19 protein-coding genes and 3 riboswitches are annotated in these 24,840 nt (G+C 54.1%); of the genes, 17 read left to right on the forward strand and 2 right to left on the reverse strand.

Going from position 1 to position 24,840, the window contains the following annotated elements; translation table 11 throughout:
* Positions 1 to 280: 280 nt before the first annotated feature.
* Positions 281 to 1,708 (forward strand): OmpP1/FadL family transporter, encoded by a 1,428-nt coding sequence (locus tag RBR60_RS01300; protein ID WP_320353846.1) that lies wholly within the window; start codon positions 281 to 283, stop codon positions 1,706 to 1,708.
* Positions 1,709 to 1,773: 65 nt separating this feature from the next.
* Here the strand turns inward: RBR60_RS01300 and RBR60_RS01305 are convergent, their stop codons facing one another.
* Both RBR60_RS01305 and RBR60_RS01310 read right to left on the reverse strand, forming a co-directional pair.
* A complete protein-coding gene (locus RBR60_RS01305) occupies positions 1,774 to 2,424 on the reverse strand; it encodes a hypothetical protein (protein ID WP_320353848.1) in 651 nt (216 codons plus the stop codon).
* An 80-nt stretch (positions 2,425 to 2,504) separates the two neighbouring features.
* Positions 2,505 to 3,581: an AI-2E family transporter gene (locus RBR60_RS01310; protein ID WP_320353850.1), complete on the reverse strand. Its 1,077-nt coding sequence runs from the start codon at positions 3,579 to 3,581 to the stop codon at positions 2,505 to 2,507.
* A 365-nt stretch (positions 3,582 to 3,946) separates the two neighbouring features.
* Between RBR60_RS01310 and RBR60_RS01315 the strand changes: the two genes are divergently transcribed.
* The 16 genes from RBR60_RS01315 (at position 3,947) to RBR60_RS01390 (ending at position 24,702) form a co-directional block, all read left to right on the forward strand.
* Positions 3,947 to 5,173: a glycine betaine/L-proline ABC transporter ATP-binding protein gene (locus RBR60_RS01315; protein ID WP_320353851.1), complete on the forward strand. Its 1,227-nt coding sequence runs from the start codon at positions 3,947 to 3,949 to the stop codon at positions 5,171 to 5,173.
* Positions 5,166 to 5,999, forward strand: coding sequence for a proline/glycine betaine ABC transporter permease (locus tag RBR60_RS01320; RefSeq protein ID WP_320353852.1), 834 nt, complete (start codon positions 5,166 to 5,168; stop codon positions 5,997 to 5,999). The genes RBR60_RS01315 and RBR60_RS01320 overlap by 8 nt, the downstream gene beginning before the upstream one ends.
* A gap of 23 nt (positions 6,000 to 6,022) precedes the next feature.
* Positions 6,023 to 6,880 (forward strand): glycine betaine ABC transporter substrate-binding protein, encoded by an 858-nt coding sequence (locus tag RBR60_RS01325; protein WP_320353853.1) that lies wholly within the window; start codon positions 6,023 to 6,025, stop codon positions 6,878 to 6,880.
* 136 nt (positions 6,881 to 7,016) lie between these two features.
* Positions 7,017 to 7,817, forward strand: coding sequence for an undecaprenyl-diphosphate phosphatase (locus tag RBR60_RS01330; protein ID WP_320353854.1), 801 nt, complete (start codon positions 7,017 to 7,019; stop codon positions 7,815 to 7,817).
* Positions 7,818 to 8,250: 433 nt separating this feature from the next.
* Positions 8,251 to 9,975 carry a methyl-accepting chemotaxis protein gene (locus RBR60_RS01335; protein ID WP_320353855.1) on the forward strand — a complete coding sequence of 575 codons (1,725 nt, stop codon included), beginning with the start codon at positions 8,251 to 8,253 and terminating at the stop codon, positions 9,973 to 9,975.
* Between the two features lie 373 nt (positions 9,976 to 10,348).
* Positions 10,349 to 10,434, forward strand: a riboswitch (cyclic di-GMP riboswitch).
* 46 nt (positions 10,435 to 10,480) lie between these two features.
* Complete coding sequence (locus tag RBR60_RS01340; RefSeq protein WP_320353856.1) at positions 10,481 to 11,290, forward strand: DUF6160 family protein; 810 nt, start codon at positions 10,481 to 10,483, stop codon at positions 11,288 to 11,290.
* 105 nt (positions 11,291 to 11,395) lie between these two features.
* A complete protein-coding gene (locus RBR60_RS01345; protein ID WP_320353858.1) occupies positions 11,396 to 12,415 on the forward strand; it encodes a hypothetical protein in 1,020 nt (339 codons plus the stop codon).
* Positions 12,412 to 13,413 carry a hypothetical protein gene (locus RBR60_RS01350; RefSeq protein ID WP_320353859.1) on the forward strand — a complete coding sequence of 334 codons (1,002 nt, stop codon included), beginning with the start codon at positions 12,412 to 12,414 and terminating at the stop codon, positions 13,411 to 13,413. The genes RBR60_RS01345 and RBR60_RS01350 overlap by 4 nt, the downstream gene beginning before the upstream one ends.
* Before the next feature lie 111 nt (positions 13,414 to 13,524).
* A complete protein-coding gene (locus tag RBR60_RS01355) occupies positions 13,525 to 14,280 on the forward strand; it encodes a C39 family peptidase (RefSeq protein WP_320353860.1) in 756 nt (251 codons plus the stop codon).
* Between the two features lie 19 nt (positions 14,281 to 14,299).
* Positions 14,300 to 15,361, forward strand: coding sequence for a hypothetical protein (locus RBR60_RS01360; RefSeq protein WP_320353861.1), 1,062 nt, complete (start codon positions 14,300 to 14,302; stop codon positions 15,359 to 15,361).
* Positions 15,362 to 15,416: 55 nt separating this feature from the next.
* Complete coding sequence (locus RBR60_RS01365; RefSeq protein ID WP_320353862.1) at positions 15,417 to 17,252, forward strand: OmpP1/FadL family transporter; 1,836 nt, start codon at positions 15,417 to 15,419, stop codon at positions 17,250 to 17,252.
* A 32-nt stretch (positions 17,253 to 17,284) separates the two neighbouring features.
* The gene (locus RBR60_RS01370; RefSeq protein WP_320353864.1) at positions 17,285 to 18,775 is read left to right on the forward strand and encodes a hypothetical protein; all 1,491 of its coding nucleotides are present in this window, start codon (positions 17,285 to 17,287) and stop codon (positions 18,773 to 18,775) included.
* Between the two features lie 273 nt (positions 18,776 to 19,048).
* Positions 19,049 to 19,132, forward strand: a riboswitch (cyclic di-GMP riboswitch).
* 154 nt (positions 19,133 to 19,286) lie between these two features.
* Positions 19,287 to 19,370, forward strand: a riboswitch (cyclic di-GMP riboswitch).
* 20 nt (positions 19,371 to 19,390) lie between these two features.
* On the forward strand, positions 19,391 to 19,861 hold the full coding sequence (locus RBR60_RS01375; RefSeq protein ID WP_320353865.1) for a DUF6160 family protein: 471 nt from the start codon (positions 19,391 to 19,393) through the stop codon (positions 19,859 to 19,861).
* Positions 19,862 to 20,037: 176 nt separating this feature from the next.
* The gene (locus RBR60_RS01380) at positions 20,038 to 20,901 is read left to right on the forward strand and encodes a hypothetical protein (RefSeq protein WP_320353866.1); all 864 of its coding nucleotides are present in this window, start codon (positions 20,038 to 20,040) and stop codon (positions 20,899 to 20,901) included.
* Positions 20,902 to 20,926: 25 nt separating this feature from the next.
* Complete coding sequence (locus RBR60_RS01385; RefSeq protein ID WP_320353867.1) at positions 20,927 to 23,077, forward strand: hypothetical protein; 2,151 nt, start codon at positions 20,927 to 20,929, stop codon at positions 23,075 to 23,077.
* Positions 23,074 to 24,702, forward strand: coding sequence for a HEAT repeat domain-containing protein (locus tag RBR60_RS01390; RefSeq protein ID WP_320353868.1), 1,629 nt, complete (start codon positions 23,074 to 23,076; stop codon positions 24,700 to 24,702). The genes RBR60_RS01385 and RBR60_RS01390 overlap by 4 nt, the downstream gene beginning before the upstream one ends.
* Positions 24,703 to 24,840: the final 138 nt, after the last annotated feature.

Genomic DNA, 24,840 nt, shown 5'->3' on the forward strand with positions numbered 1-24,840 from the left:
TTCCGAACCCTTTTGGCCAATCCCGCATACTAACGTATTCTTTGATATTTATCACGGTCTGTATCAAAGCGGAACGCAAAAGGAAAAATTCGCCCATTTTCCTTGACATCGCAAAGAAAGCCGGATAACCAGTAAACACCGTTCTTCAAAAATAAACAGCTATCACACAGCAGCCGTTCTTCCTGCGGGTTTCTGAACCTCGCAGAAAAAACATTGTTTACAAATTAAGTCTTTTGTTCAGCCCCCGTCCTTTTTACCCGTTTTCCCAAGGAGGTTATCCGTGACAAAACGACTCATTCTCTTTACAACAACCCTTCTCCTTGCCGCTTCCACGGCCTATGCAGGATGCGTGGATACCTTTGGCATCGGCGCCAGAGCCACTTCCATGGGCGGGGCTTTCTCCGCCTATGCGGATGACCCCTTTGCCGCCTATTACAATCCTGCGGGCCTCACCCAGATTCAGCGTCCCACCCTTGCCGTGGGCGTCCATGTCATTGACCCGGATCTGGAAGTCAAGGGCTTACGCATTGAGGGCAGCAACGATCCGCGGTTCAAAGACAAGACATTCACCGTGCAGGATGATTTCCCCATTCTTGCAGCCCCTCATCTGGGTTTTGCCATGCCCCTCAGCGAAAGAATTGGCCTGGGCTTTGCTGTGTACGCACCCTGGGGACTTGAAGTGGAGTGGCCCAAGAACAAAGACACCAATCCCGCAGTCCACGACTCCTATCACTCGTACTACAAACGCATTGCCATGACCCCCACCATCGCCTACAAGCTCAATGATCGTCTTTCCATTGGTCTTGGGGTTTCCATCGGACGCTCCGAAGCAGGCGGAGAAAAAATCCCTTACTACTTTTCCGCAGCGGGAAAAACGGGGGCCACGGCTTATGTGGCCGCTGTTCAAGGCGGCATCAACCCCGAGACCGGGGCCCCTCTCAACCCCGCAACGGATCAGGCCGTTATGCAGAAAGCCCAATCCCTTGGGTCCGCCCTTTACATGGATGGCCAACATCTGGAGATGGAAGTCAGCGACGACCTCAACTACTCCTTCAATCTCGGGGTCATGTACAGGCCTACGGAAAGCATCACCTTAGGACTCACCTATCGCAGTGAGACCAAAGCGGAGTTTGAAGGCGATCTCAAGCGCAATGGCGTTAAAATCGCCAAAGCCAAAATGGATTACAACCATCCCCAGCAGGTGCAGGCCGGGATCCGGTATGCGCCCCACTCCCGTTTTTCCATGGAATTTGACCTCGTATGGACGGAATGGAGCATCAACCAGCGCCAGGTGGAAGATTTTTATCTCTATGCAGGCGGCGTGAGCCAGAGTGCCTATGAGCGCAAGTGGGAGAATACCCGCCAGATCCGTTTTGGCGCAGAATACCTTCTCAATGACGTGGTGTCCCTGCGCTGTGGATACTTCTACGATCCCAGCCCCATTCCTGACGACACCCTGGATCTCATGTGGCCGGATGCGGACAAAAAAACCTACGCCCTGGGCGCAGGCTTTCATTTCGGCAACTTCACCCTGGATACGGTCATTCAGTACACGGCCGTGGAGCAGGATCGCATCGTGGGGGGTGAGTCCAATAACTTCAACAAAAGCTTCAAGGATGTTGCAGACCCCACATCCAATCCCCGCGTTTCCGCCAAAGCCGGTGGCCACCTCCTCGGCGCTGGCCTGACCCTCACCTACAGATTCTGATCCTTAAACAACAGAAAAGCTCTCTTCCTGATGCCTGGGAAGGGCGGGGATCCCCCGCCCTTCCCCTACCCCAGACCCAGACTGCTCCTGAAGCCCTTCACCTGGTCAATGAAGACCGTCAGTTCCCTCTGGTATTCCCCCTTTTTCTCCCCGATGGCACCATGGTAACGGTTAAAGGTAGGAAGGGCTCTGGCATAGCTTTTCAGGACTTCCCGCAGGGAGGTTCCATCGGAAAGCACGGTTTCATCCTCCCCGCCAGGAGAAAAACCATGGGTTCTGACCTCATCTCTGTACCGTTCCACAAGCCCCAGGTGGGCCACGTCCATGGGATTGATTCTCTGAAAACAGGCCAGATGACCAAAGGCGTTTTCAATGGAAGGCACCAGATCTTCCTGTCCCGCCAGGATGCAGCGCAGAACCTGAGCCTTCAGGGCCAGGCGTATCCAGGATTCGGGATAGGGTAGGGCACTGCTGTCTGCAACATAACTTTCCTTTTCTTCCAGCACCTGGAAAAAACGCTGCTGCAGAACCGCAGCCCAGGAAATCAAGCCCCCTCCTGCGGCATACATGGCCTTGGCAAGACCCGGATCTTCTGCTTCCTGCAATGCGGTGAGGGTTTCCACCGCCATGCTGTCCAGCGAGATCCCCTTTTCTTCTTCGCCTTTGTCCTTTCCCTTCAGCATATTTCCCAGTCTTTTAAACCAGCCTGTTTCCATGTCTTCTGCCTCCTTCCTGTCCAGGTTTTTTTAAAAAACCTCGCCTGCCCTTTCGCGCATCCTGTGTCCCTTTGCGGTCTTCAGGCAGCCTGCTCATCATCCGTATGCAGCTTGGGCCAGGCATTAAAAATCGCCTTCAGCAGGGTGGCCAGGGGAATGGCAAAAAAAACCCCCCAGAAGCCCCAGAGTCCCCCAAAAACCAGTACGGCAAGGATGATGGAAACCGGATGCAGATTCACGGCTTCGGAAAAAAGAAGCGGCACCAGTACATTGCCATCCAGAGCCTGGATGATTCCGTAAACCGCCATGACCCACAGGAAATCGGAACTGATGCCAAACTGGAAAAGCGCAATGAGAGCCACGGGTATGGTGACCACAGCCGCGCCAATATAGGGCACGAGAACGGAAAAACCCACCATGAGGGCCAGAAGTTCGGCATAACCAAGCCCCAGCCAGGCAAAGGCCGCCCAGGTGGCGATGGCTACAATGAGTATCTCAATGACCTTGCCCCGGATATAATTGGTGATCTGCTCATCCATTTCCCGCCAGACCCGGCTGATCAGAGCCCTTTTTTCGGGCATGAGCGAGGAAACGTAAGACACAAGTTTTTCCTGATCCTTGAGCATGAAAAAAACCAGAATGGGCACGAGAATCAGATAGATCAGCCAGGCCACCAGGTTGGGAATGCTCGAAAGGGAAAGCCCCACCAGCCACTGGCCCAGCTTCCGGAGTTCCCCACTGGCTTCCGTAAAAATCTGGTTCATGTGCTGCTGGGAGAGGAACTGGGGATAGGTTTCCTGCATTTCCACAAACCAGACCTGGGCCGCCCGCACCATGCCGGGCAACTCCCGGGTCAGGCTGAGCAGCTGCTGCCAGATGAGAGGCAGAAGCCAGAACAGTACGGCCATCAGACAACCGAGAAAGAGGCTAAAAGCCAGAATCACGGCCATGATACGGGGCAGGTGGAGGCGCTGAAGACCTGTGACCACGCCCTGAAGCAGGAAGGCGACCACAAGAGAAACCAGAAAGGGCGCCAACATGCGGCTGAAAAAAATAATCACAAAGAAAAACCCAGCCAGAAGCAGGGTAAAAATGATGGCTTCCTCATCGGAAAAATACCGTCGCATCCATTTTGCGAGCACCTCTTTGAAGAGCATACCCTCTCCCATCCTCACGTTTTCAGAATTCATGGGCGGAATGTCAAAATCCAGCTCCGGCCATTTCCGGTCCCCATCCGCTGAAGGGCACCCATCGACCGCATGTAGTATCAGATACCAGGGCCGGGGGGCAAGGGGGAGCCATGGCGTCGAAAATCAGCGCATACGATGCTTTATTTAAACCCAAAAACGCCCGGTTTTTCAATGTTTAAGAATAAAAATCAATGAATCCAGGCATTAAAAATGCCAAAAATTTGACATGCGCCATAAAAACGATTATAAGTTCTTTTGCTCTGAATACATATGCCCTGGAAAAGTCCAGACTCCAGGGATTTTCCTTCTCTTTTTTCACAAACAGGAACCTTATGCCCGAAGCAGAACAGAACATTAAAATACGCATAGAAGGACTCAGCAAAATCTTCGGATCCAGGCATCACATCCCTGAAGCCAGAAAAATGCTGAAGCAGGGAAAAAGCAAAGAAGAGATTCTCAGAAAAACCGGCTGCGGCGTCGGCCTGTCTGATGTGAACTTTTCCGTGGCAGAAGGCGAGATTCTTGTGGTCATGGGACTTTCCGGAAGTGGAAAATCCACCCTTGTGCGTTGCATCAACCGTCTCATTGAACCCACGTCAGGCCGCATCTTCATTGATGGGGAGGACATCACCGCCCTGTCTCCGGAAAAGCTGCGCCACATCCGCCTCACCAAGCTCGGCATGGTCTTCCAGAATTTTGCCCTCTTTCCCCACCGTACCGTCTGCCAGAACGCCGAATATGGTTTGGAAATCCAGGGCATGCCCCAGGAGACAAGAAAAAAAAAAGCCATGATCGCCCTTGAACAGGTTGGACTCAAAGGCTGGGAGGACCATTATCCCCACAATCTTTCCGGTGGCATGCAGCAGCGTGTGGGGCTGGCCCGGGCTCTCGCCCTGGACCCCGACATCCTCCTCATGGATGAGGCCTTCAGCGCCCTTGACCCCCTCATCCGATCCGATATGCAGGATGAACTGATCCACCTCCAGCAGAAGCTGCAGAAAACCATCGTCTTCATCAGCCACGACTTAGATGAGGCCCTCAAGATCGGAGACCGCATTGTTCTGATGAAAGACGGCCAGGTGGTGCAGATCGGCACAGCCGAAGAAATCCTCACCAACCCCGCCACTCCCTATGTGGAAAGATTTGTGGAAAACGTTGACATCACCCGCGTACTCACCGCGGAATCCATCATGATCCGGCCCAAGGCCATGGTTTCTCCGGACATGCACGGACCCAAAACGGCTTTGCGCTTCATGCAGAAAGAAGGATTTTCCCAGATTTTTGTCCATGACAGAAAACACCGGGTGATCGGTATTCTTTCCGCAGAAGCCGCTTCCGAAGCCGCCCACAGGGGTGAGCGCGATCTGAGCGCTGTCATGCAAAAAGACTTTATCCATGTAACCCCTGAAACACCTGCTGCGGATCTCATCCCCATACTCGCAGACATTCCCTATCCCCTCCCTGTCTTAGACACCCAAGGCCATATGAAGGGCATCATTATCCGCGGCTCCCTCCTTGCGGCTCTCGCGGAAAAAGGAAGGAACAGCGACCATGCCTAGAATTCCCTTGGGCGAATTCATTGAGTCCGCCATCCACTTTCTCGTGACCCATTTTTCCTTTCTCACCATTGCCTTTACCCAGGTGATGGAAAGCGTCATTTCTTTTCTTGAAAAGGGCCTTCTCCTTCCGCCGCCCTGGCTGTTTACCCCCATGGCAGCGGGCCTGGTCTTCTGGCTGACCCGCAAAAGAGGTCTTGCCCTTTTCACCCTGGCAGGTCTTTTTCTCATCTGGAACATGGAACTCTGGACCGCCACCATCAGCACCATCACCCTCGTGCTCATCGCCACCCTCGCTGCCCTGGCCATCGGCATTCCCCTCGGCATCCTCGCCGCCCTGAGTCCCAGGGTGAACCGCGTGGTGCAGCCCGTACTGGATGTCATGCAGACCATGCCAGCCTTTGTCTACCTCATCCCTGCCATTCCCTTTTTCGGGCTGGGTAAGGTGGCGGCCATCTTCGCCACTCTCATTTTCTCCATGCCGCCTGCCATACGCCTCACCTGCCTGGGGATTCAGCAGGTTCCCAGGGATCTTGTGGAGTGCGCCGACGCCTTTGGCTCCAACCCCTGGCAGAAACTCTTCAAACTCCAGCTTCCCATGGCCACGCCCACCATCATGGCCGGGGTCAATCAAACGGTGATGCTCGCCCTTTCCATGGTAGTCATCGCCGCCATGATCGGTGCAAGGGGACTTGGGGGCGAAGTCTGGCGCGCCATCCAGAGACTTCAGATGGGAAGTGGTTTTGAAGCAGGCATCGGCATTGTCATTGTGGCCATTATTCTGGATCGCGTGCTCCAGCACCTTGGGGCAAAAAAGCATGGATCATGAACCAAAAAAAAGGAGATTTGCACATGAAAAACAAAAAGTGGCTGTCCATCCTGGCTTTTCTGGCCTTTGCCCTGTTTCTGGGCAACGGTACCGCCCTTGCACAGAAGAAAGTGCGCCTTGCTTATGTGGAATGGGATTGCGCTGCGGCCAGTACCACCCTGGTGCAGGCCGTTCTCCAGGAAAAACTCGGATATGAGGTGGAAATCCTTCCTGTGGCTGCAGCGGCCATGTGGCAGGCCATTGCCACGGGCAATGTGGACGGAATGGTCACCGCCTGGCTGCCTGTGACCCATGCGGATTATTATGCCCGCGTCAAAGACCGGGTGGAAGATCTGGGGCCCATTGTGGGCGGCGCAAAGCTCGGCTGGGCCGTACCCTCCTATGTGACCATCAATTCCATTGAAGAAATTCAGGCCCATGCGGATCAATTTAAAAACAAGATCATTGGCATTGATCCTGGGGCAGGTCTGATGCGTCTCTCCGAACAGGCCATGAAGGATTACAAACTGGACAAGATGGAGCTTTTGGAAGGTAGCGGCGCCACCATGACCGCAGCCCTGGATACGGCCATCCGCCGCAAGGAGTGGGTGGTGGTCACAGCCTGGTCGCCCCATTGGATGTTCGGAACCTGGGATCTCAAATACCTTGACGATCCCAAAGGCGTTCTTGGCGGCGAAGAACAGATTCATACCATTGTCCGGAAAAATCTCAAAAAAGAGATGCCCGAGGTTTATCAGGTGCTGAAAAATTTTGCCTGGAAAGACCCTGGGCAACTGCAGAGGGTCATGGCCTGGGACCAGGAACCCAGGGCAGACCGCTATGAAAACGCCAAGCGTTTTATCCTTGAAAACGAAGCCCAGGTGAATGCCTGGCTGAAATAGCTTTTTTTATCCATGTCCGCAGAGGGGTCGCCTGAAAAGGCGGCCTTTTTTCGTTGACAAAGCCGTCATAAAAGGCTTTTTTATCAGGCTTGTCCTGGGTTCTGACATTCTTCCCACTGATGAAAGGTCTTCCCTCATGGGTCTTCTTGAAATCACCCTCTTATCCCTCATCCAGGGGCTTACGGAATTTCTGCCCATCTCCTCTTCCGCCCATCTCATCCTGCCCTCGGCTCTGCTGGGCTGGGAAGACCAGGGCCTTGCCTTTGACATCGCCCTCCATGGGGGAACCCTGCTGGCTGTGGCCTTGTATTTCCAAAAAGACCTCCGGGACCTTGCCATCGGTTGGTTCGGCTCTTTACGGGGCAGGCAGAGCCTGCACGGCAGGCTGGCCTGGTTTCTGATCTTTGCCACCATTCCCACAGGCCTTGCCGGGCTTCTTTTCAGCGGTATCATTGAAACCACCCTGCGCTCCCCCTGGGTCATCGCCATGACTACCCTTTTCTTTGCCGCCCTGCTCTGGTATGCGGACGCCAAAGGAAAACAGGTTCTCGCCATGGAATCCCTGGGGCTTCGCCAAGCCCTTACCATTGGTTTCTGTCAGGCCCTCTCCCTTATTCCCGGTACCTCCCGCTCCGGCATTACCATCACAGCCGGTCTCATGCTGGGACTGGACCGCCAGAGCGCTGCCCGCTTTTCCTTTCTGCTTTCCATACCCATCACCCTGCTTGTCACCCTTTACCAGGGGTATAAGCTCATGCGTCACCCGGAAATCTATGATCTGCCCGCCCTTTTCATGGGCGCAGGACTCTCCTTTGTCAGTGCCCTTCTGTGCATCCACTTTTTTCTGAAAATCATTGCCCGAATGGGGCTCTTTCCCTTTGTGGTTTATCGCCTCACCCTCGGCGCTGGTCTCGTGCTTTTTCTTGTCTTCTTCTGAAGCGTAAAGCCCTGCCACTTCACAGTAAATACCTGTACTTAAAGCCGATCCATTCTAAAAAAACAAAGAATGGACCCGGCTTGTCGCTTTACAAACAATGTTCCATGAACTAAAGTGTGTTAGGGATCATGGGCGGCAATTCATTAAAAAATGCCACGCCCTTTCCCCGCCTCCCCGCTCAGCGCCTGACAAGGATTCCAATACCCGGATTCGATCCAGCGTCTGTTTTCCTTAAAAAAAAAATTTGGCAAAACCCATCTGCAGGGATTCTGGCCTTGGCCCCAGCCCTTTTCTTCTGAAAACGCGCTTCCCTCTGGCCGGATTTCTGCGGATCTTCCAAAACCCTCCAGAAAATTCAGACCCCAAAACCCAAGCGTCGGAATCCGGTTTTTTTCCGACCCCTAAGACCCGCACCCAAAAGAAGGAATCCGCCATGCTCCATGCCTTCACCATCCGTCAGCGTATGACGGCCATCCTCATCCTTGTGGGGCTCATGCTCATCGGCATGTTCTGGGCCACCTTCCGTGCGGCCCACACAGCCCGCGACATTGGTACCCGAGAAACCGGCCATGTGATGCTCGAAGACCAGAAAGCCAAAATCCATGTGGCCACCCACTCTCTGGCCCTCGCCATGGGCAAGGTGGCGCAAGATATCCGGGATCCGGAAGAACGCATCCGGATCTTCCGGTTGATGCTCCAGGACATCCGCTTTGAGGATGACGATTCCGGATATTTTTTCCTTTACCGGAATACCACCAACGTGGCCCTGCCCACCCGCCCAGACCTTGTGGGCAAGGATCTGCGGGATGCCAAAGATTCCAATGGGGTCTACTATGTTCAGGCCCTGCAGGACGCCGCCCGCCGGGGCGGGGGTTTTGTCGAATATGTTTTTGACAAACCGGGTTTCGGCAACCAGCCCAAGCTTTCCTATTCCCAGCCCGTACCGGGTACGGATATGTGGCTGGGCACAGGCATCTACATCGATAACATTGCAAGGGAACAGCAGCGCATCGCCACAGACATCAATCAGCGGGTCACAACCTACCTCTTCTGGCTCGCTGGCCTTGCCGGAGTTTTTGCCCTCCTCTTTTTCACCGTGGCCATTCTCACCACCCGCGAGGTTGTGGTTTCATTGAAACGTACGGCAAAACTGCTCCAGCACCTGGCCTCTGGCAACGGAGACCTCACCCACCGCATGCCCGAAGGCCGCAGGGATGAAATCGGTGAAATGTCCCTCTGGATCAACCGCTTCATCGGGCAGATCCACGGCATCATATCAAGCATCCGGGACCATGCGGAAAACCTCCGAACCGCTTCCTCCTCCCTGGGCCATGATTCCCAGGCCATGGCCAGAGGCACCGAAGCCTCGGCCACAGGCACCCAGTCTGTCACCCAGGCCGCCTCCACCATGAAAGACAACATGGGCAGCATTGCTTCGGCCATGGAAGAAACCGCCACCAACACTTCCATGGTGGCCGCAGCCACGGAAGAGATGACCAGCACCATTGATGAGATCGCAAAAAATGCCGAAGAAGCCCGGAAAACCACGGGAAAAGCCGTACTGAAAGCTACCGAGACCTCGGAAAAGACCATCCGGCTCGGTGAGATTTCCAGGGAGGTGGGGAAGGTGACGGAAACCATATCCGAAATTTCCGCCCAGACCAATCTCCTTGCCCTTAACGCCACCATTGAAGCGGCCCGGGCCGGTGAGGCGGGGAAAGGTTTTGCCGTGGTTGCGGCCGAAATCAAGACCCTGGCCGAACAGACCGCCCGCGCCACAGAAGACATCCGCCGTATCATTACCCAGGCCCAGGCTCTGTCTTTGGACGTGGAAGAGGATGTGTCTCTGGTCACTGCATCCATTTCCGCCATTGATGACATTGTCAACGCCATTGCCACAGCTGTGGAAGAACAATCCGCAGCCACCCGGGAAATTTCCGGCAACGTGCTCCAGGCCTCCCAGGGCATCCAGGAAGTCAATGAAAACATGAGCGCCCTGCACCGCCTTGTGGGTGAAATCTACAAGGACATTGACGCCGTGCGCAGCGCCACAGCGGACATGAGCGACACGGGCAGGGCCGTGGATACCAGCGCCCAGGATGTGGCCCGCATGGCGGGGGATCTGGAAAAACTGGTGGGTCGCTTCAAACTGAATTGATCATTGAAAAAGAGTTGAGGGCCATGGGATGCGCCCCTCCCATGGCCCTTCTCCCCCTTTTCCCTTTCCCTTTTCTCCCCAATGCCCTCCGGATTCAGAAATCGTTTCAACAGTAAACACGTGTTACGTGAAAAAACATTTCTATGGCAAAATCCATTTTTTTTACACTGCTGAGGAAAAACCCAAGACAATTCAAGTTTTTTATATAAACAAATCAATAATTTATTTTTAAAGAAAAAATTTTTTAAAAAACCCTTGACATGAAAAGTTCATCGGGTGTACCTTGCCTTCCATACAAAACACTGTTTACACAGCAAAGCGGCGACAACGCGGAGACACAGATTTCCGCGACGCATACACCCCGTGATCCGCCTATGTACAAAGCCAAACTCCGGGTAACCGGAGGACGGAAAGCCTACGGGTCCGCAAGATTGTCTTCCGGATGGCCGGGTTACCAAAGGCGAACTGCTCTCCAAAACCCTATTTTCACCAGGAGGAAGTTCGTATGAAACGCAATTTCGGCAAAAAACTCATCATCGGCGCGGCCCTCTGCTGCCTTCCCTTCTCCGCCATGGCTCTGGAAGCTCTGGATGACAGCGCCCTCGGTGGCGTCACCGGTCAGGCCGGTGTGAGCATTGCTCTGGACGATGTGGTGATCTACATGAAGAGCATTGCAGATGTGACCTACATTGATACGGATGGTTTTGGAGGCGTTGATCGTGCTGGTATCATGATTGAGCACCAGACCGGTGGAGAAAAACTCATCACTCTGGGCGCCATTGTGACCGATGATGTTTACGGTATCGATAAACTCAATGCCACATTCAACACCGACAATATCGGTATCCTCTCAAAAGCCGCCATCAATTCCAAAATGAATGAAATGGCAGCAGCTGCACAGCTTGCCGCCGGAGCTATTGACCAAGCCACATACGATGGCATAGCCGCTGCTGTGGATCCCAATGCAGTAAATTTTGATCCCACCAACGGATCTACCAGCAACTTTACCAATGGTATCTCCCCCCTGACCATCGATATCGGTGAGGCCGTTGCCCTTACCCAGGGCTGGACCTACAATACCAATGATACCATCCGAGGTGTAAAAGGCACCCATGTTGCCGGTGTCACAATTGGCCTGCCCACCGTGGAAATCAATACCTACTACAACACTGTAGGCGAGCAGAAAGCAATCAAGCTTGTGGAAGTTGGTGATCATGTAGTGAATAAAGGCCACAATGAATTTATCACCATCAGAAAAACCGGTAACGCCACCATGGCCATCCTCGGCGGCCGTCTGGAAATCGCTCCCCACTGATGCAAATCCGGCTTAACCTCCAAGCCTGAATGCCAACGAAGCCCCCTCTCCTGACCGGGGAGGGGGCTTTGCAACAAAAAAGCCTCGCCGGGGATCGCGACGACCATGAAAATCCTTTGCCTGTTTTTTATCTGCCTCACGTGGCTCAGCCTCTGCGCCGCGCATCGCAGCGAAGCACTCCAGGCTATGGCGGATACGGATCTGGCCGCATGCACAGGACAGGCGGGCATTTCCATGGCCATTGCGGATCTGGTGGTCTATCATCATCAGGAAAACATCGCCTTTATCAGCAACCGCAAAATCGATGAAAATACCACTACCCAAACCCCGCTCACCCTCAGCAATACCCAAAGCCTTCTTACTCTGAATGCGGGCAGAACCGACATCAACGGCAATGGCAAAATTGATCCCATCACCTTGGACATCGGCATGCTTTCCGATCTGGAACGGCTCTGGAAGGAGCCCAACTGGCTGCCGGAAGATCAGTGGGAAATAATAGATGCCTTGCCCGCCGGTGTACTGGATCGCCCTGTAATCGCCCTTCGCGCTCCGGACTGGGACAGAAACCTTGAAATCCGCAACAATGGCATTTCCTTGAATGATGTGAATCTCGGTTCTTTCTCCCTTCAGGGCAGTAAGACCCAGGGGTGGGAGCTTTTTCTTTCCGCAGGCCAGATCATGAAAGTGACTGCCCCTGATGATCCTGATGATCCCAATATCCGCAAAGCGGGTATGGATTTTGAATTCGCCTTCCAAAAACACATTGAAGCCTTCACCTACAGCCCTTCCGAAAGCCAGACCCTTTCCTTTGACAATCTCTATTTTGCCAAAGACCTGACCTTTTCCGAGACCAATGCTTCAGACATCACCGCCTCGGGTTTCTTCCGCCTGGGCAACATGCGGGAGGGCAAACCCCTCTCCATCGATATGGGCGTAACCACCGAAGGCAGAAGCCAAGCGACCCCTGTCTTAAGGCTGGACCTGAAAGATGCCAGCGGCTCCTTTGCCGTAGCCGGTATCCGGGACATCCAGGGAGCGGAAACCCGCAACTTCGGCCCTGTCATTGCCGAAGGAATTCAGATTCATCATATGCGTCTGGAATTCCCCGGTCGGGGGACCCCATGATCTCTGGTCTCACCCCGGAAAGAAGACTTTGGCGAAAAAAGGCCCCCTCCCCCAAGGTCCCAGGGACTTTTTTCTGGGCCTTGTTTCTCATGCTTTCCCTGCCGGGTCTCAGCCTGGCCCAAGGGAATGGGCCTTCGGGTATTTTCGGCTTCTGTGATGGTCTGTTCAAAGAAGAGCAGAAAATCTTTTCCCTGGAAAAAGCCCCCCCCTTTCAAAGCAAAACGCCACAAAGTCCTTCGGCCATTTCGTCTCTGCCTGCTTCAGAAGAAAAGTCCCATACCTTCGCCCTCACCCAGAGCGAAAACCCGGTCTCTTCTTCCCCTTCTCCTGATCTTCTTCAGGCCAGCGCCCCCTTACAGGCCCTCTCCGACGGCGAGCTTCAGAACATCACCGCAGGCTCCATTGTGAATTTCACCATGGACGCAAGCCAGAATCTCGCCCGGATGGATCTGGATATGTACCTTGAAACGCACATGGAAATTGAAAAATTCCGTGCGGGCTATCACAACTACAATCCTGAGACCAGTCTGGGATGGGATCAGAGCTGGGATAAGGTGCGCTTCTATGGCGGGACTCTGGATGAAGAAAAGAATCCTTCAGATTTTTTCAAAGCCTATGGCCTGACCCTTGTGGTGGAATATGAGGGTACAGAGAACAGCCGCAAGATTGCCCGTATTCTCCTGGGTTCCCCCCAGGTTTCGGGTAAAATCGATGCGCAGTTCAACCACTTCTCCGGTGTCATCGATCAAGCGGTCAATGCCCATCTGAATGAATCCCAAGACTTAAACCCCTACCGCGTAAATCTTGGGCAGCAGACCCTTACTTTCAGCCAGGCCAATCAGGGACTTTTCCTCGGCCTGACCTTAAGCGGCGATCGCCCGGGCTTTGGCGTATTTGCGGGAAAACCCCTGGATGGCACAGGCGGTATTCTGGAAGCAGGCCGCTCAGACTGGTGGACCCAACCGGCGGGAAGCCTCTCCAAAGATTCAGCCCCCTGATCATAAGACTTTACAGCGCTTCCATGGGCTGCTACAAAGCAAAACATTGTTTCAAACACAAAAAGGCCCATTGAACCCTGATCGCCCCTAACCCGGAGCCTGGATCTCTCCATGCACATCCTCGCCGCCTTTGTCATATTCCTTGCCTTTGCCAATGGTTTCCATCCCATCTCCGAAGAAAAGGAAAGTCACGCCGTTTTTGTGGTGGATCCGGATCAACGCATTGTGCTGCGTACCCCTGTGGTAACGGATGAGATCATCCAGTTTCGCCACCTGGTACGCCAGAACTTTGATTATTCCTGCGGGTCTGCGGCCCTGGCCACCCTGCTCAATGCTGCCATGGGCGAAAATCTCACGGAACGTCAGGTCATCCATGGTCTCATGGAATACGGAGACAAGGAGCAGATTGCCGCACGCAGAGCCTTTTCCCTTCTGGACATGAAACGCTTCGTCAATGTGCTGGGCTATGACGGCGCAGGCTATAAGGCAAAAATGGAAAACCTGCTCGATCCCCAGTACTGGCCTGCCATTGTTCCCATCAAAATCTTTGATTACCGTCATTTCGTCGTTTTTCGCGGAGCCTACGGCGGCCATGTCTTCATCGCCGACCCCTGGCGGGGAAACAGCAGCTACACGGAGGAACAGTTTGCGTCCATGTGGTATGACAATGTCATGTTTCTTGTTTCCAACGGCGAAAAAAAACATCCCAACCTCCTGCGCCTGCGCACGGAAGACCTTCGCTATATCGACGAAGACACGGCCCGGTATTTTGTCTTTGACCAGGAAAAACCCTTTAACACCCCAAGGGACACCCAGGTGCCTGTCAAAGACGGCGTTCCCGCAGGGGGCTATTTTTATAAACCCTAGAGTCTGAGGTCCGGAGATCATGGTTTTTCGTCTTTTTCTTCTCATTCTTTTCTTCTTCTGCACAACAGCCCCCTCATGGGCGGAGAACGATCCGGAAATCCGGCTCCTTGAGGAGCGTCTCCAGGAGCTGGAGGCCTCCCTCAAACGCATGCAGGAAGAAAACGAGGCCCGCAGAACCCTTCAGAGTACAGCCGAAGAAAAGGCGGCTCAGGAAGAGGAAATCCTTTCCGCCGCGGGCAGGGATTACACCCTGATGCGGCCCGGACGCATGGGATTTGAATACAATTTCCGCTACTCCTACTACAGTTATGACCAGCTTGTGGAAGCCGGAAAAATCGAGCACAAGAGCAATCACAACATTGAAAACAGCATGGTGGTGGAATATCCCCTGAAGCCCAATCTCACCCTGAGCGCAGATTTTCCCTTTGTCTTTAAAAGCGACAACAAATCCTCAGATGGCTCTTCCCGTCAGGTGTCCGATATCGGGGACTTTGTGCTGGGATTTCAGTATCAGCCCCTGAAATCCGGCGGAAAAATACCGACCACCATCCTTTCCCTCCGCGCCAGCCTGCCCGTGGGCCGCAGCCCCTATGACATCGATCCGGACAAGGAGATGGCCACCAGCTCCGGCACATACAGCCTCACCGCCGGGGCCAACTTCAGCAAGGTTTTTGATCCCATCATTGCCTATGGTGGACTGAGCTACAGCTATTATCTGCCGGAAAGCACCCGCTACCACGCCAAAGGCGTATCCTCACCGGAATATGTCTCTGAAGTGAACCGGGGAGAGCAGTTCGGATTCAGCGCCGGGTTTGGTTATGCCCTTTCTTACAGGCTCAACATCAACCTCAGTTATCAGTACAGCCTCAGTATGCGCTCCAAATACACCTGGACCACCGATGAGACCCCGGAAAAATGGGAGACCCAGAGCCCCACATCCGCATCCTCAGTTTTCAGTATCGGCACGGGCTGGCGCATCAGCAGCAAACGCACCATGAATGTGCGCCTTGGCATCGGCCTTACCAACAATGATCCGGACTTTACCCTGGCCATACGCCTGCCCTTTGAACTGGTCTTCTGATGACAAAAAAAAGAGAGGCATCTTCATATTTTTCTTCAACAAAGAATTTCTTTTCATGGAAACGTGTTTTGTGAAAAACCATCCGCGCTGCCGCCCACTCACGAAACGGTCCGGGTTCGATTCAGCCTGCCTCTGGATCGTTGCCCTTGTCCTTTTTTGCCTGGTGCTTCGGCCTTTTTCCGCCGAAGCCAACTTCAATGAGCAGGTGGCCATCAGCACCAAGGCCATTTCCCTTGCCAATACCGTGACCGCAGACCCGCCGGGACTCATGTCCGTTCATTACAACCCCGCAGGTCTCAGTCTTCTGGATGAGGGCAAGGTGTTCAGCAATGGTTTCACCCTGGCTCACATTGTCCGTACGGGACGCTTTCAGGAAGATCCGAACTTCCCTGGTTTCATGGACACCTGGGGCCCGGGTAAACCTTACAATCCCGACTTTCCCAATGACCCTGACAGCGACCATGGCGGTCCGGACCCTCTCCGGGGGACAGAAGGCACAACCTCCGGCAACATTCTTTATGTGCCCTTTTATGGTCCCATCAGCCTCCCCGCCATCCCCGCACCCAACTTAGGTATTTCCCACAGAAGCCCAGGCTCCCGCTGGACCTTTGCCTATGCCAATTATGCGGCCTACGGCGGAGGGATTGAGCATAAGGATGCGGGCGACCCTTTGCGTTTCGGATGTAAGTCTTTGTATCTCCAGCACCTTATCTATGCAGCCCCTTCGGTGAGTTACCAGATTTCGGACACCCTTTCCGTGGGCGCCTCCATTGGCATGGGCCAAACCTCCATGGGCATTGCCATGGACCAGCGTTCTCCCAATGAGCTGGTGGCCCTCACCCGCGTCATCGGTGACGCCACAAGGGATCTTCACATTCCCGTGGTCTCAGACATGACCTTTCCCGCTCCCTGGCTGGGAGGCGGCCTGGGGCCCTATGAGCATGTGGCGAGCTTCAGGCTGGACATGAGAGACGATTATTCCCCCAGTTTCAACCTAGGCCTCCTCTGGCAACCCCATCACCGCTTTTCCTTTGGCCTCGTTTACCAGAGCGAGACCCAGTCTGAAATGACAGGTAACTATATTTTTCACTATTCGGAACAATTCCAGCGTCATATTGACTGGAACGGATCCACCTCCTACACCATGCAGGGAGCGGGTATTCTTGGCCTTCCCATCAAAGGGCTTCCCTTTCAGGCAGGGACGGTCACCACCACCCAGAGGTTTCCCCAGAGGGTGCAGGCGGGAATCATGGTCAAACCCTTTTCCCGCATCAAATGGCTCTTTGATGTCAACTGGACCAACTGGTCTGTCATCAAGGAAGACCGCCTTCAGTTTGATCAGCGCATCCATCTTCTTCAGCTTGTTAAACTTCTCGGTTACACGGGCGGAGAAAGTACGCTTCTAGTGGAGCGCAATCTCAAAGACACCTGGAGCTTCAGCACAGGTCTTGAGTTCATGGTATCCGAGGCCTTAAGTCTGCGCCTTGGGTATGAAAAGCGGCCCACGTCCTTAAACTATGACCTCTTTGACGCCCTGTATTTTCTTCCGGAAAACAATTTTTACGGCACAGGCGCGGAATTACGCTTAAAAAATGGGCTTACCATCGATCTCGGCATGGGGATTCTCATGGCAGATAAGATCAAGGTGGACAACAACCGTTCCACCAACATGAATTCCACGGATTTCACGAAGATCGTATACAACCCCTATGCGGGTCTCAACTATGAGCAGGACACCACCATCTACCTTGCCTCCTTTACCATCACCATGCCCCTTGAGCTGCAGATGGAGCTTTTGGAGCAGAAAAAGGAGATGGCCTTAAAAGCCCTTTCCAAACTCAAAAAACTCTGGCCCTTTGGATCCAGAAAAGAAAGCACAAAAGCCCAGTGAACCTCTCCCAATTCTGAGTCAATGGAGTATGTATGCCTTCTTTCCTCGTACAAGTCTTCTTTGTTTTCCTTGCTCTTGTTCTTCCCGTCGGCGGTCTTTGTCAGCCCAGCCTGCGCGTTACCGAAGAATTTTTCGGAATGCCCGAATCCGGTATCCAGATTTTCGGCCTCACGGCGGATGACCAGCTCAGCCATGTGGCCTATGCGGTGCAGGATGAAAAGGGTATGTTCGTTCGCATGGACAAAGAGGAGGGACCTCACTTTGAGTCCATCCGCAAAGGCACCCCGCTTTTCGGCCCCCAGGGCCATATCATGGTCTACGTAGGCTTCCGACAGGCCAAAAGCCATGTCTGGGTGAATGGGAAGGAAAAGGGGATTTACGATGGCGCAGACAGTTTTACCTTCAGCCCAACGGGTCAGCATCTGGCCTATCGCGTTGAAGTTAAAGGCCAGGGCCAGGCCGTGGTTTCCGGAGACAAACAAGGACCTTTTTTCCGGATGGTGGATCCGGAAAGCCTTGTCATGGCCCAGGACGGAGGCCTTGCCTATGTGGGGATGGACCCGGACAGAGGGGCGGTGCTCATGGTCAATGGCAGGGAGGCCGGGATTTTTGAGGGGGTGCGGGAGCTACGCTTTTCCCCAGAAGGCCATTTTGCCTGTGCTGTGAAAAAAGATGGCCTGTGGCACCTTTTTCTGGAAAACACCATGGAAAAAGAAGGGTATGAGGGCATTCAGTACATTGGATTTTCCCCGGACAGTGAGAAAATCGCCCTTGTCATCCTCCGTAAGGGCAAACTCAGTGTGCGCATGGGAAAGGACACCCACAGATCCTGGGATACGGTGGGGCCTCCCCTCTTTTCTCCGGACAGCCAACGCCTTGCCTATCCCGCCAAACAGGGTGAGCGCTGGGCCATGGTGGTGGATGGAAAAAGGGGGGATCGCCACGATCTTCTGGGCCCGCCCCTCTTTTCTCCGGACAGTCAGCACATCGCCTGGATGGCTGTGGAAAAAGATCACTCTTTTTATGTGGTGAACCACAAAAAACAGCCTGCCTATGAGACTGTGGACGGCTTTGCCTTTCATCCGCAAAAAGGCTTTGCCTACAGGGCCAGGCAAAAGGAAAAATGGCATCTTGTCACCGAGCTTGGGGAAGGCCAGGCCCATGATGGCGTCACGCCCCCCCTCTTCCATGAAAACGGCCGTCTTCTCTTTGGCATTGCCGATGATCATCAGCAGCGGCTGGTGGTGGATGGGGTTCCCGGCCCTCCGGCGGATCAGATCAGCCCTGCGGTTTACAGTCCAGGAGGCCAGCATGTGGGATGCGCTGTGATTCTCGATAAAAAATGGTACCTGGATATGGATGGCCAGCGCACTCCCATTGAAAATATCACCGCCTTTCTCAATCAGGCGCCGGTGCGGTTTATTGATGAAAACACCATGCAGGGGCTGGCTTACCAGCTTCCTGGGCCCCGTTTTCTGAAAATCTCCGCAACCCTTGAAAATTTCAAGGAAACCATTGAGTGAAAAATCGGGTTTTTCATTTGACCCTTGCATCTTTTTTTCATAAAGTGATCTTTGTTCACCATCCAGACAAAAAAAAGATCCGCGAGGCAGCGTTTTTTGATCTTTGACATCGGGAAAGGTTTCGCACGCACCATGTGTGGCGCTGAAGAACCCCCTATTGCCGGGGCTTCAGCGCCACACATGGAGGTAAAGGGGTCGTCGAAGCGATGCGCCAAACCATGGGCAACCATGGGACGGAAAGCCACGGGTCCCACAGGGACAGCCGGGCCGCCTCAATCCTCAAGCCAAACCGGAGGTAACTCCGGGACGGAAAGCCACGGATCCAGAACTTTACATCTGGACAGCCGGGTTGCACCAAAGCCAAACCGGGGGTAACCCCGGGACGGAAAGTCACGGATCCGCATGGTGCGGATGGCCGGGCCGCCTGCCGGAATTTCCGGCAGATTTCAGCCAAACCATGGGCAACCATGGGACGGAAAGCCACGGGTCCCACAGGGACAGCCGGGCCGCCTCCTTCTCAAGCCAAACCGGGGGTAACTCCGGGACGGAAAGCCACGGGTCCAGAACTTTACATCTGGACAGCCGGGTTGCCTGTAGTACAGAAAGGAGTCTTCCATGAGCAAGCTTCGTTTCCTCCTGGTTTTCTGCACCATGACGGCAATCACCCTGTCCACGGCCTCTGCCGGACTGATTGCCATGACAGAAACCGAAATGCATCATGTGACCGCCCAGGCTGGTGTTTTCATCGATGTGGACAAGGTCCGCTTTGATTCCGAAATGAAAACCCTTAGTTACGGCAGCGATGCCACCGGATGGATCAGCCTCAATGACGTGAGGATTTCCACCTTCGTCAACAGCGGCAAACCCATTGAGGTGGGCATGGTTACCGAATACAACCCCTACGAGGGCCGTACCATGGAAATGATGAAAATCGACTTTACGGATGTGGAAATCCGCATGGACGAACTTCTCATCGGCTCCATCCGCGTGGGTCCCCGTCCGGGGGAAGGGCCAAGCTTCGGGAGCATCGGCATCACCGGGTTTCACGCAAACATGTCAGGGAACGTGCGCATATGGACCCGCTGAGGTTCTGTGCCTGGACGCACCCCTTTACCTCCTCCTTTTTCCCCATGTCAGAAGTGCTGGAAATACCAAAGTACCGCATCCTTTCCATGCCATTCCAACCCTTCTCCCTTTCCCGATCTGACCCATAACCCCTTTTTAGGCGGCACCCCATGCCCCGGAAACCGCAGGATTGTCCCATGCAACCCGCTTTTATCTTGATTTTGTTGCTTTTTCCATTTTGGTTTTCCCCTGTTTCGGCCCAGGCCGCGCCCTTCCTTGCGCCCGGTCAGATCACCGGAACAGCCGGGCCCGCGGATCCGCCGGAACAAGGGCTTGCAAAGGGCATGGTCAGCCTTTCCCTCTTTACCCAGAAAAATGAATCGCCCCTGGGAAGGGAACGTTTTGCATGGATAGATCCGGAGGATGAAAACCAGGAAGAACGCCACAGAGCACGAAAATGGCGCTCCATCTATGACATGCAGGGTCTGAGCCTGAGGGGTGCCTATGCCTTTTCTGCAGTCTCCGCCTATTTCCTGGTTGGGATGGCGCAAACGGACATCACCTTTTCCTACAGGGATGAAACCAGAAAATATCAGTCTTCCAGCGCTTTTTATGACGAAAGCACCCGCTTCCGGGATGAAAGCCATCTTTTTTTCGGTGGTGGTCTCACCGCAGCCATGGCCCGCTGGCAACCCAATCCCGATACACGCATCGCCCTGGATGCGGATCTTTCTTATCGCTACCACGCCTTAAACCCCGAAGACCAGAACAGTCGAAGCTGGAGTTCTGTACTCCACGAAATCCAAGGAGCCATGACCTTAGGCCTCATGATGGAAAAATGGACACCCTTCACAGGCCTTCGCATCAGCCACATCAGCGGCCAAATGACCTATGAGGACAAAAAAGAGGGGATCAGGGTCAGCAAAAGCATTGAGGCGGGAAAGGATATTGGCTATACCTTCGGCATTCGCTACCGCGCCCTGCCCTGGCTGGATCTGACCCTTGCCTCCCGCTACGGGGATGAAAGCGGATATCACCTGGAATGCGCCTTTGTTTTCTGACTGTCCCCAAAGGAGAATCCCAACCATGCAAACTCTTTCCGGCAAAATACGGTATTTATCCGGATTTCTGCTGATTTTCTGTTTCTGCACCGGCGCCTTTGCCCAGGCAAAGATCAGCGGAGTGCTGCGCTGGCCAGGCAGCAGCATACGATCGGTCACAGGCAACAGCGACCATCTCATTCACACCCATGGCAATCTTCTACGGATATTTCAGAGAACGGATGACACGCTTCTTGCCGCCGTCCCCATCGCCCTTCAGGAAGGCCTGCGCGGCCTTGCCCATGCGCCGGATCAGAATCGTATTTACCTGGCCTGTGGCACGGATGGTCTGCGCATCCTCAACCTTGAAAATCCCACACACCCTGTGGTGACAGCCTACGACATCAATCCGCAAAATGCCGGAAAAAAAGACGCAAGTGGCCGGTATATCGCCCATACCTTTGCCCCCATGGGCCTCTTTTACCTGGAAAAACGCCTCTATGTGGCGGATTTCATGTATGGCCTCCGGGTTTTTGATGTCAGCATTCCCGAAGAGCCGAAGGAAATCGCAGCATATCGCCAGGGCACTGGGGATGCATCCGGCGGTTATCTCCAGGTTTTTGTGCACCGGGAAGCAGGACGGACCCTGATCTCGGTTCTGGATAAATACCACGGCCTCCACCTTTTCGATGCAGCGGACCAGCAGGCCGGAGACGCTGAAAAAAAATGGACGCCCGCAGCTAGCTTTGATATGCGTTCCAAAACCTATTATGGTCAGATTTCCCTGGTCACTGGCCTCTTTGCAGAAGGTCCCAGGGTTTTTGTAACAGACGAGGAAAACGGGCTGACCATCCTCCACCTTTTCAATGAATCCCAGCAGAGGGACTCTTTAAAAATTGTCAAGGAGGGCCAGTGTAAAACCCCTGGAAAGGCCATGGACCTTGTTGTGGATACCCATCTTCAGCGGGCTTTCATCGCAGACACGGAAAAAGGCCTTTCCGTTGTGGGTCTTGAATCCCTCTTTGACAATGATCCCGCAACCCGTGTGCAGGACAGCGACTTCAAAGGCGCAGAAAGCCGCGCGGATGATCTCGGGGGCAGCCACAGCCTCTGGAAAGATCCCATGGAAAATGCCCTCTACCTTGCTTCCTATGCCAAAGATCTCAGTCGTATCCGTCTCGGGTCGCCGCAGATAGAAAAAACCTTTCCGCCAGCTCTGGATTTTCGCCAGATCCAACGGCAAGGATCCACCCTCATCCTTTCGGACCACGGTCATTTAAGGGGGTTTCGCGTCATGGACATCACCCATATGCTTGAGCCAGATTCCGATGCAGCCTATTTTCCAAGGCAACTGGCGGAAAAAGGAACCCAGGCCCCGGCCCAGGCTCTCCGGGTTTCCGGAAACCGCCTTTTCACCGCAGAAGGGCCAAAGGGCCTGGGCGTCTATGATCTCACGGATCCGGCTGCGCCCCTTTTTCTTGCCCAGATTACAGCCCAGGAAATTCCGGGGCTTGACGATGTGCGGGATGTGGTCATCCGCGATGCCCTCGCTTTCTGCCTCATTCAGGGAAAGGGGATTGCGGTTCTTGATCTGGCCAATCCCGCTCAGCCTGTGCAGAAAAACCTGATTTCCGAGTACGACCAGGCCGTGGGACTTTTTCTGGATGCCAGCACCCTCTGGATCGCAGACAGACAAAAGGGACTTGTCGCCCTTTCCGTTACCCATCCTGAAACGCCCGAAAAAATCCGTAGCCTGGCCCTCACAGCCCCCCAAGCTCTCTGGGCGGATGAAACGCGGGTTCTTGTGGCCGAAGGACCCCATGGGCTTTTTGTTTATGAAAAAACAAGCGGCCTTTCTTCCCAGGTGGCCCTGAAGGACGGGGCCGAAGCTGCCCATGTTTTTGGCCTGAATCATTTTGCCTTTGTGTCCTGTGGGCAAAAGGGCGTGCAGATGATCGACCTCACAGCCTCCCAAGGTCCTGAGACCGTAGCCTCGCTGGACAGCTATGGAAAAACCCTTGCTGGCTTAGGGCTCAACCAGGATCTGTACATGGCGGAAGCCACAGGTGGGCTTGCGGTTTTGCGCTTTGTACTCGGAGACGAAGCCTCCCCAGCCCCCCTGCCCAGCATCCGGACCAGTTCATCTTCCTGCTTTCTGGACAGCCTGATTCATGGGAAAAAGGGGATCCGGCCATGAAAAAACGCTACCTTCTTCCAGGGATTCTGGGACTTGCCCTCATTGCCCTTTTCGCCATAATCCCCTTTCTCAAGGCAGAAAAAGAAACCTCTCCCTTGCTGCTGACTGCGGATGCCCAGTATCTTTCTCCTCCCCAGCCTAAGGTTTTTCTGATCGAACCAGTCCCAGCACCCGCGCCTCTGCCCACGGAGATCCTGCTTTCCCATGAAGAAAACCAAAGGCTCGCCGCACAGGAAGCCCTGGATTCCCAGCAGGGGGAAAGTCTTCCCACGGAAGCCCTTTTTTCTGCCCCTGAAAACCTTGACAGCAAACCAGAGCCATCATTGCCCCCTGTTTCCCATGCTGCGGATGCAGCCGGGGTCCCCAAAGACAGGAACACAGCAACCAACCTTTTACGCGGCATTGATATTCAGACGGAATCCAGAGATATTCGGGTGCAGGTTCTTGCGGAAAAGAGTTTTCACCGGATCCGGGCCTTTACCCTCCAAAACCCCGCACGCCTGGTCCTGGATATCTGGGATCTGCAATCGCCCTTTACCACGGAACAACGTCAGACAGCCAGCGCTCCCATCCTTCAGATCCGACACTTTGCCCACCCAGACCGGGTTCGCCTGGTCCTTGATATGGAAGAAGACTGGTCCGGCCATTACTCCACCCAAAGCCTGGAAAAGGGTCTTGAAATTCGTCTGGGCAAGGATCCAGCCCAGGATTCTCCGGAAACCCTCCCCCAAGAAAGGGAAACCTCAGTCTCCGTTCTTCCGCCCCAAAGCCCTGTCCCTCTCCCAGGGGAAATCCAAAGCAAAATGATTTCTGCGCCCACAGCCCCTTCCGAAGAAGCAGACAGGATTTTCAGCGAAAAAAAAAGCACGCGTGAGCCTCTTTTTGACGAAAAAATCGAAGAGTCCAGCCTGGAAGAAAAGGATACCGCAGAAAGGGAAAATGAATCCCAAGATTTTTCCGAACCTGAAAGTCCCCAGATTTCAGAAAAAGAACGGGAAAGGGATCAGATCCAGAAACGCCTCGCCCTTCTTCTGGCTCAGGAATTCTGGCTGGAACCCAGGGATCTTCTCATGCGCATCCAGGCCCTGGGATCCGAGGGGAAAACCGCCTTACCCATTATCCTGGAAGTTCTTGAGAAAAAAAACCATCCCTACGCCCAATACCGGTTCACCCAGATTGCGGCCATGGAGGCCCTCGCAGCCATTCAACCGGAGCCCCAGGAGGTGGAAGCCCTGCTCGCTTCCTATCTTTCCGAGCGTCATTTCATGCTGCGTAAAACAGCGGTCAGGACCCTGGGGCTGATCGGGGCCCAAGGTGATCTCGCCTACCAGGCCCTGTGTCAGGCCGCGAAATCAGATCCTTCGGCTCCCGTCCGGGAAGCGGCAAGCACAGCACTGGGACGGACGGGCGGAGCTCTCCGGGAAGAAGGTTTTCAGGTATTGCTGGAAAGATGCAAAGACAAAAGCAGCCATGTACGCCTTGCCGCAGTACGGGTACTCTCCGGGGTTCGGGAAAAACGCCCCGAAGCCTCCCAGGCTCTGAATCAGGCCAGAGAAGATCTCAATGAAAAGGTACGCCACCTCGCGGTTCTGGCGCTCGAAGAGGACAGGGTTTCCCGACAGTGAGCTGCGAAAAACTCAGAAAAAAACCTCAACCCCCACCTTCAGATTCCGCCCCGGCATGGGATAGACAGAGCCGGAATACGCCGCCAGGGCGTAGGAAGCATCCCAGAGGTTGTTCACTTCCAGAAAAAAAGCCAGAGG

Source organism: Desulfobotulus sp., assembly GCF_034006065.1.
GTDB lineage: Bacteria > Desulfobacterota > Desulfobacteria > Desulfobacterales > ASO4-4 > Desulfobotulus.

Bases quoted from the DNA above. Each gene is read 5' to 3' on its own strand.
- RBR60_RS01305 (WP_320353848.1), bottom strand. From the start codon at position 2,424: ATGGAAACAGGCTGGTTTAAAAGACTGGGAAATATGCTGAAGGGAAAG.
- RBR60_RS01310 (WP_320353850.1), bottom strand. From the start codon at position 3,581: ATGCTCTTCAAAGAGGTGCTCGCAAAATGGATGCGACGGTATTTTTCC.
- RBR60_RS01315 (WP_320353851.1), top strand. From the start codon at position 3,947: ATGCCCGAAGCAGAACAGAACATTAAAATACGCATAGAAGGACTCAGC.
- RBR60_RS01320 (WP_320353852.1), top strand. From the start codon at position 5,166: ATGCCTAGAATTCCCTTGGGCGAATTCATTGAGTCCGCCATCCACTTT.
- RBR60_RS01325 (WP_320353853.1), top strand. From the start codon at position 6,023: ATGAAAAACAAAAAGTGGCTGTCCATCCTGGCTTTTCTGGCCTTTGCC.
- RBR60_RS01330 (WP_320353854.1), top strand. From the start codon at position 7,017: ATGGGTCTTCTTGAAATCACCCTCTTATCCCTCATCCAGGGGCTTACG.
- RBR60_RS01335 (WP_320353855.1), top strand. From the start codon at position 8,251: ATGCTCCATGCCTTCACCATCCGTCAGCGTATGACGGCCATCCTCATC.
- RBR60_RS01340 (WP_320353856.1), top strand. From the start codon at position 10,481: ATGAAACGCAATTTCGGCAAAAAACTCATCATCGGCGCGGCCCTCTGC.
- RBR60_RS01345 (WP_320353858.1), top strand. From the start codon at position 11,396: ATGAAAATCCTTTGCCTGTTTTTTATCTGCCTCACGTGGCTCAGCCTC.
- RBR60_RS01350 (WP_320353859.1), top strand. From the start codon at position 12,412: ATGATCTCTGGTCTCACCCCGGAAAGAAGACTTTGGCGAAAAAAGGCC.
- RBR60_RS01355 (WP_320353860.1), top strand. From the start codon at position 13,525: ATGCACATCCTCGCCGCCTTTGTCATATTCCTTGCCTTTGCCAATGGT.
- RBR60_RS01360 (WP_320353861.1), top strand. From the start codon at position 14,300: ATGGTTTTTCGTCTTTTTCTTCTCATTCTTTTCTTCTTCTGCACAACA.
- RBR60_RS01365 (WP_320353862.1), top strand. From the start codon at position 15,417: ATGGAAACGTGTTTTGTGAAAAACCATCCGCGCTGCCGCCCACTCACG.
- RBR60_RS01370 (WP_320353864.1), top strand. From the start codon at position 17,285: ATGCCTTCTTTCCTCGTACAAGTCTTCTTTGTTTTCCTTGCTCTTGTT.
- RBR60_RS01375 (WP_320353865.1), top strand. From the start codon at position 19,391: ATGAGCAAGCTTCGTTTCCTCCTGGTTTTCTGCACCATGACGGCAATC.
- RBR60_RS01380 (WP_320353866.1), top strand. From the start codon at position 20,038: ATGCAACCCGCTTTTATCTTGATTTTGTTGCTTTTTCCATTTTGGTTT.
- RBR60_RS01385 (WP_320353867.1), top strand. From the start codon at position 20,927: ATGCAAACTCTTTCCGGCAAAATACGGTATTTATCCGGATTTCTGCTG.
- RBR60_RS01390 (WP_320353868.1), top strand. From the start codon at position 23,074: ATGAAAAAACGCTACCTTCTTCCAGGGATTCTGGGACTTGCCCTCATT.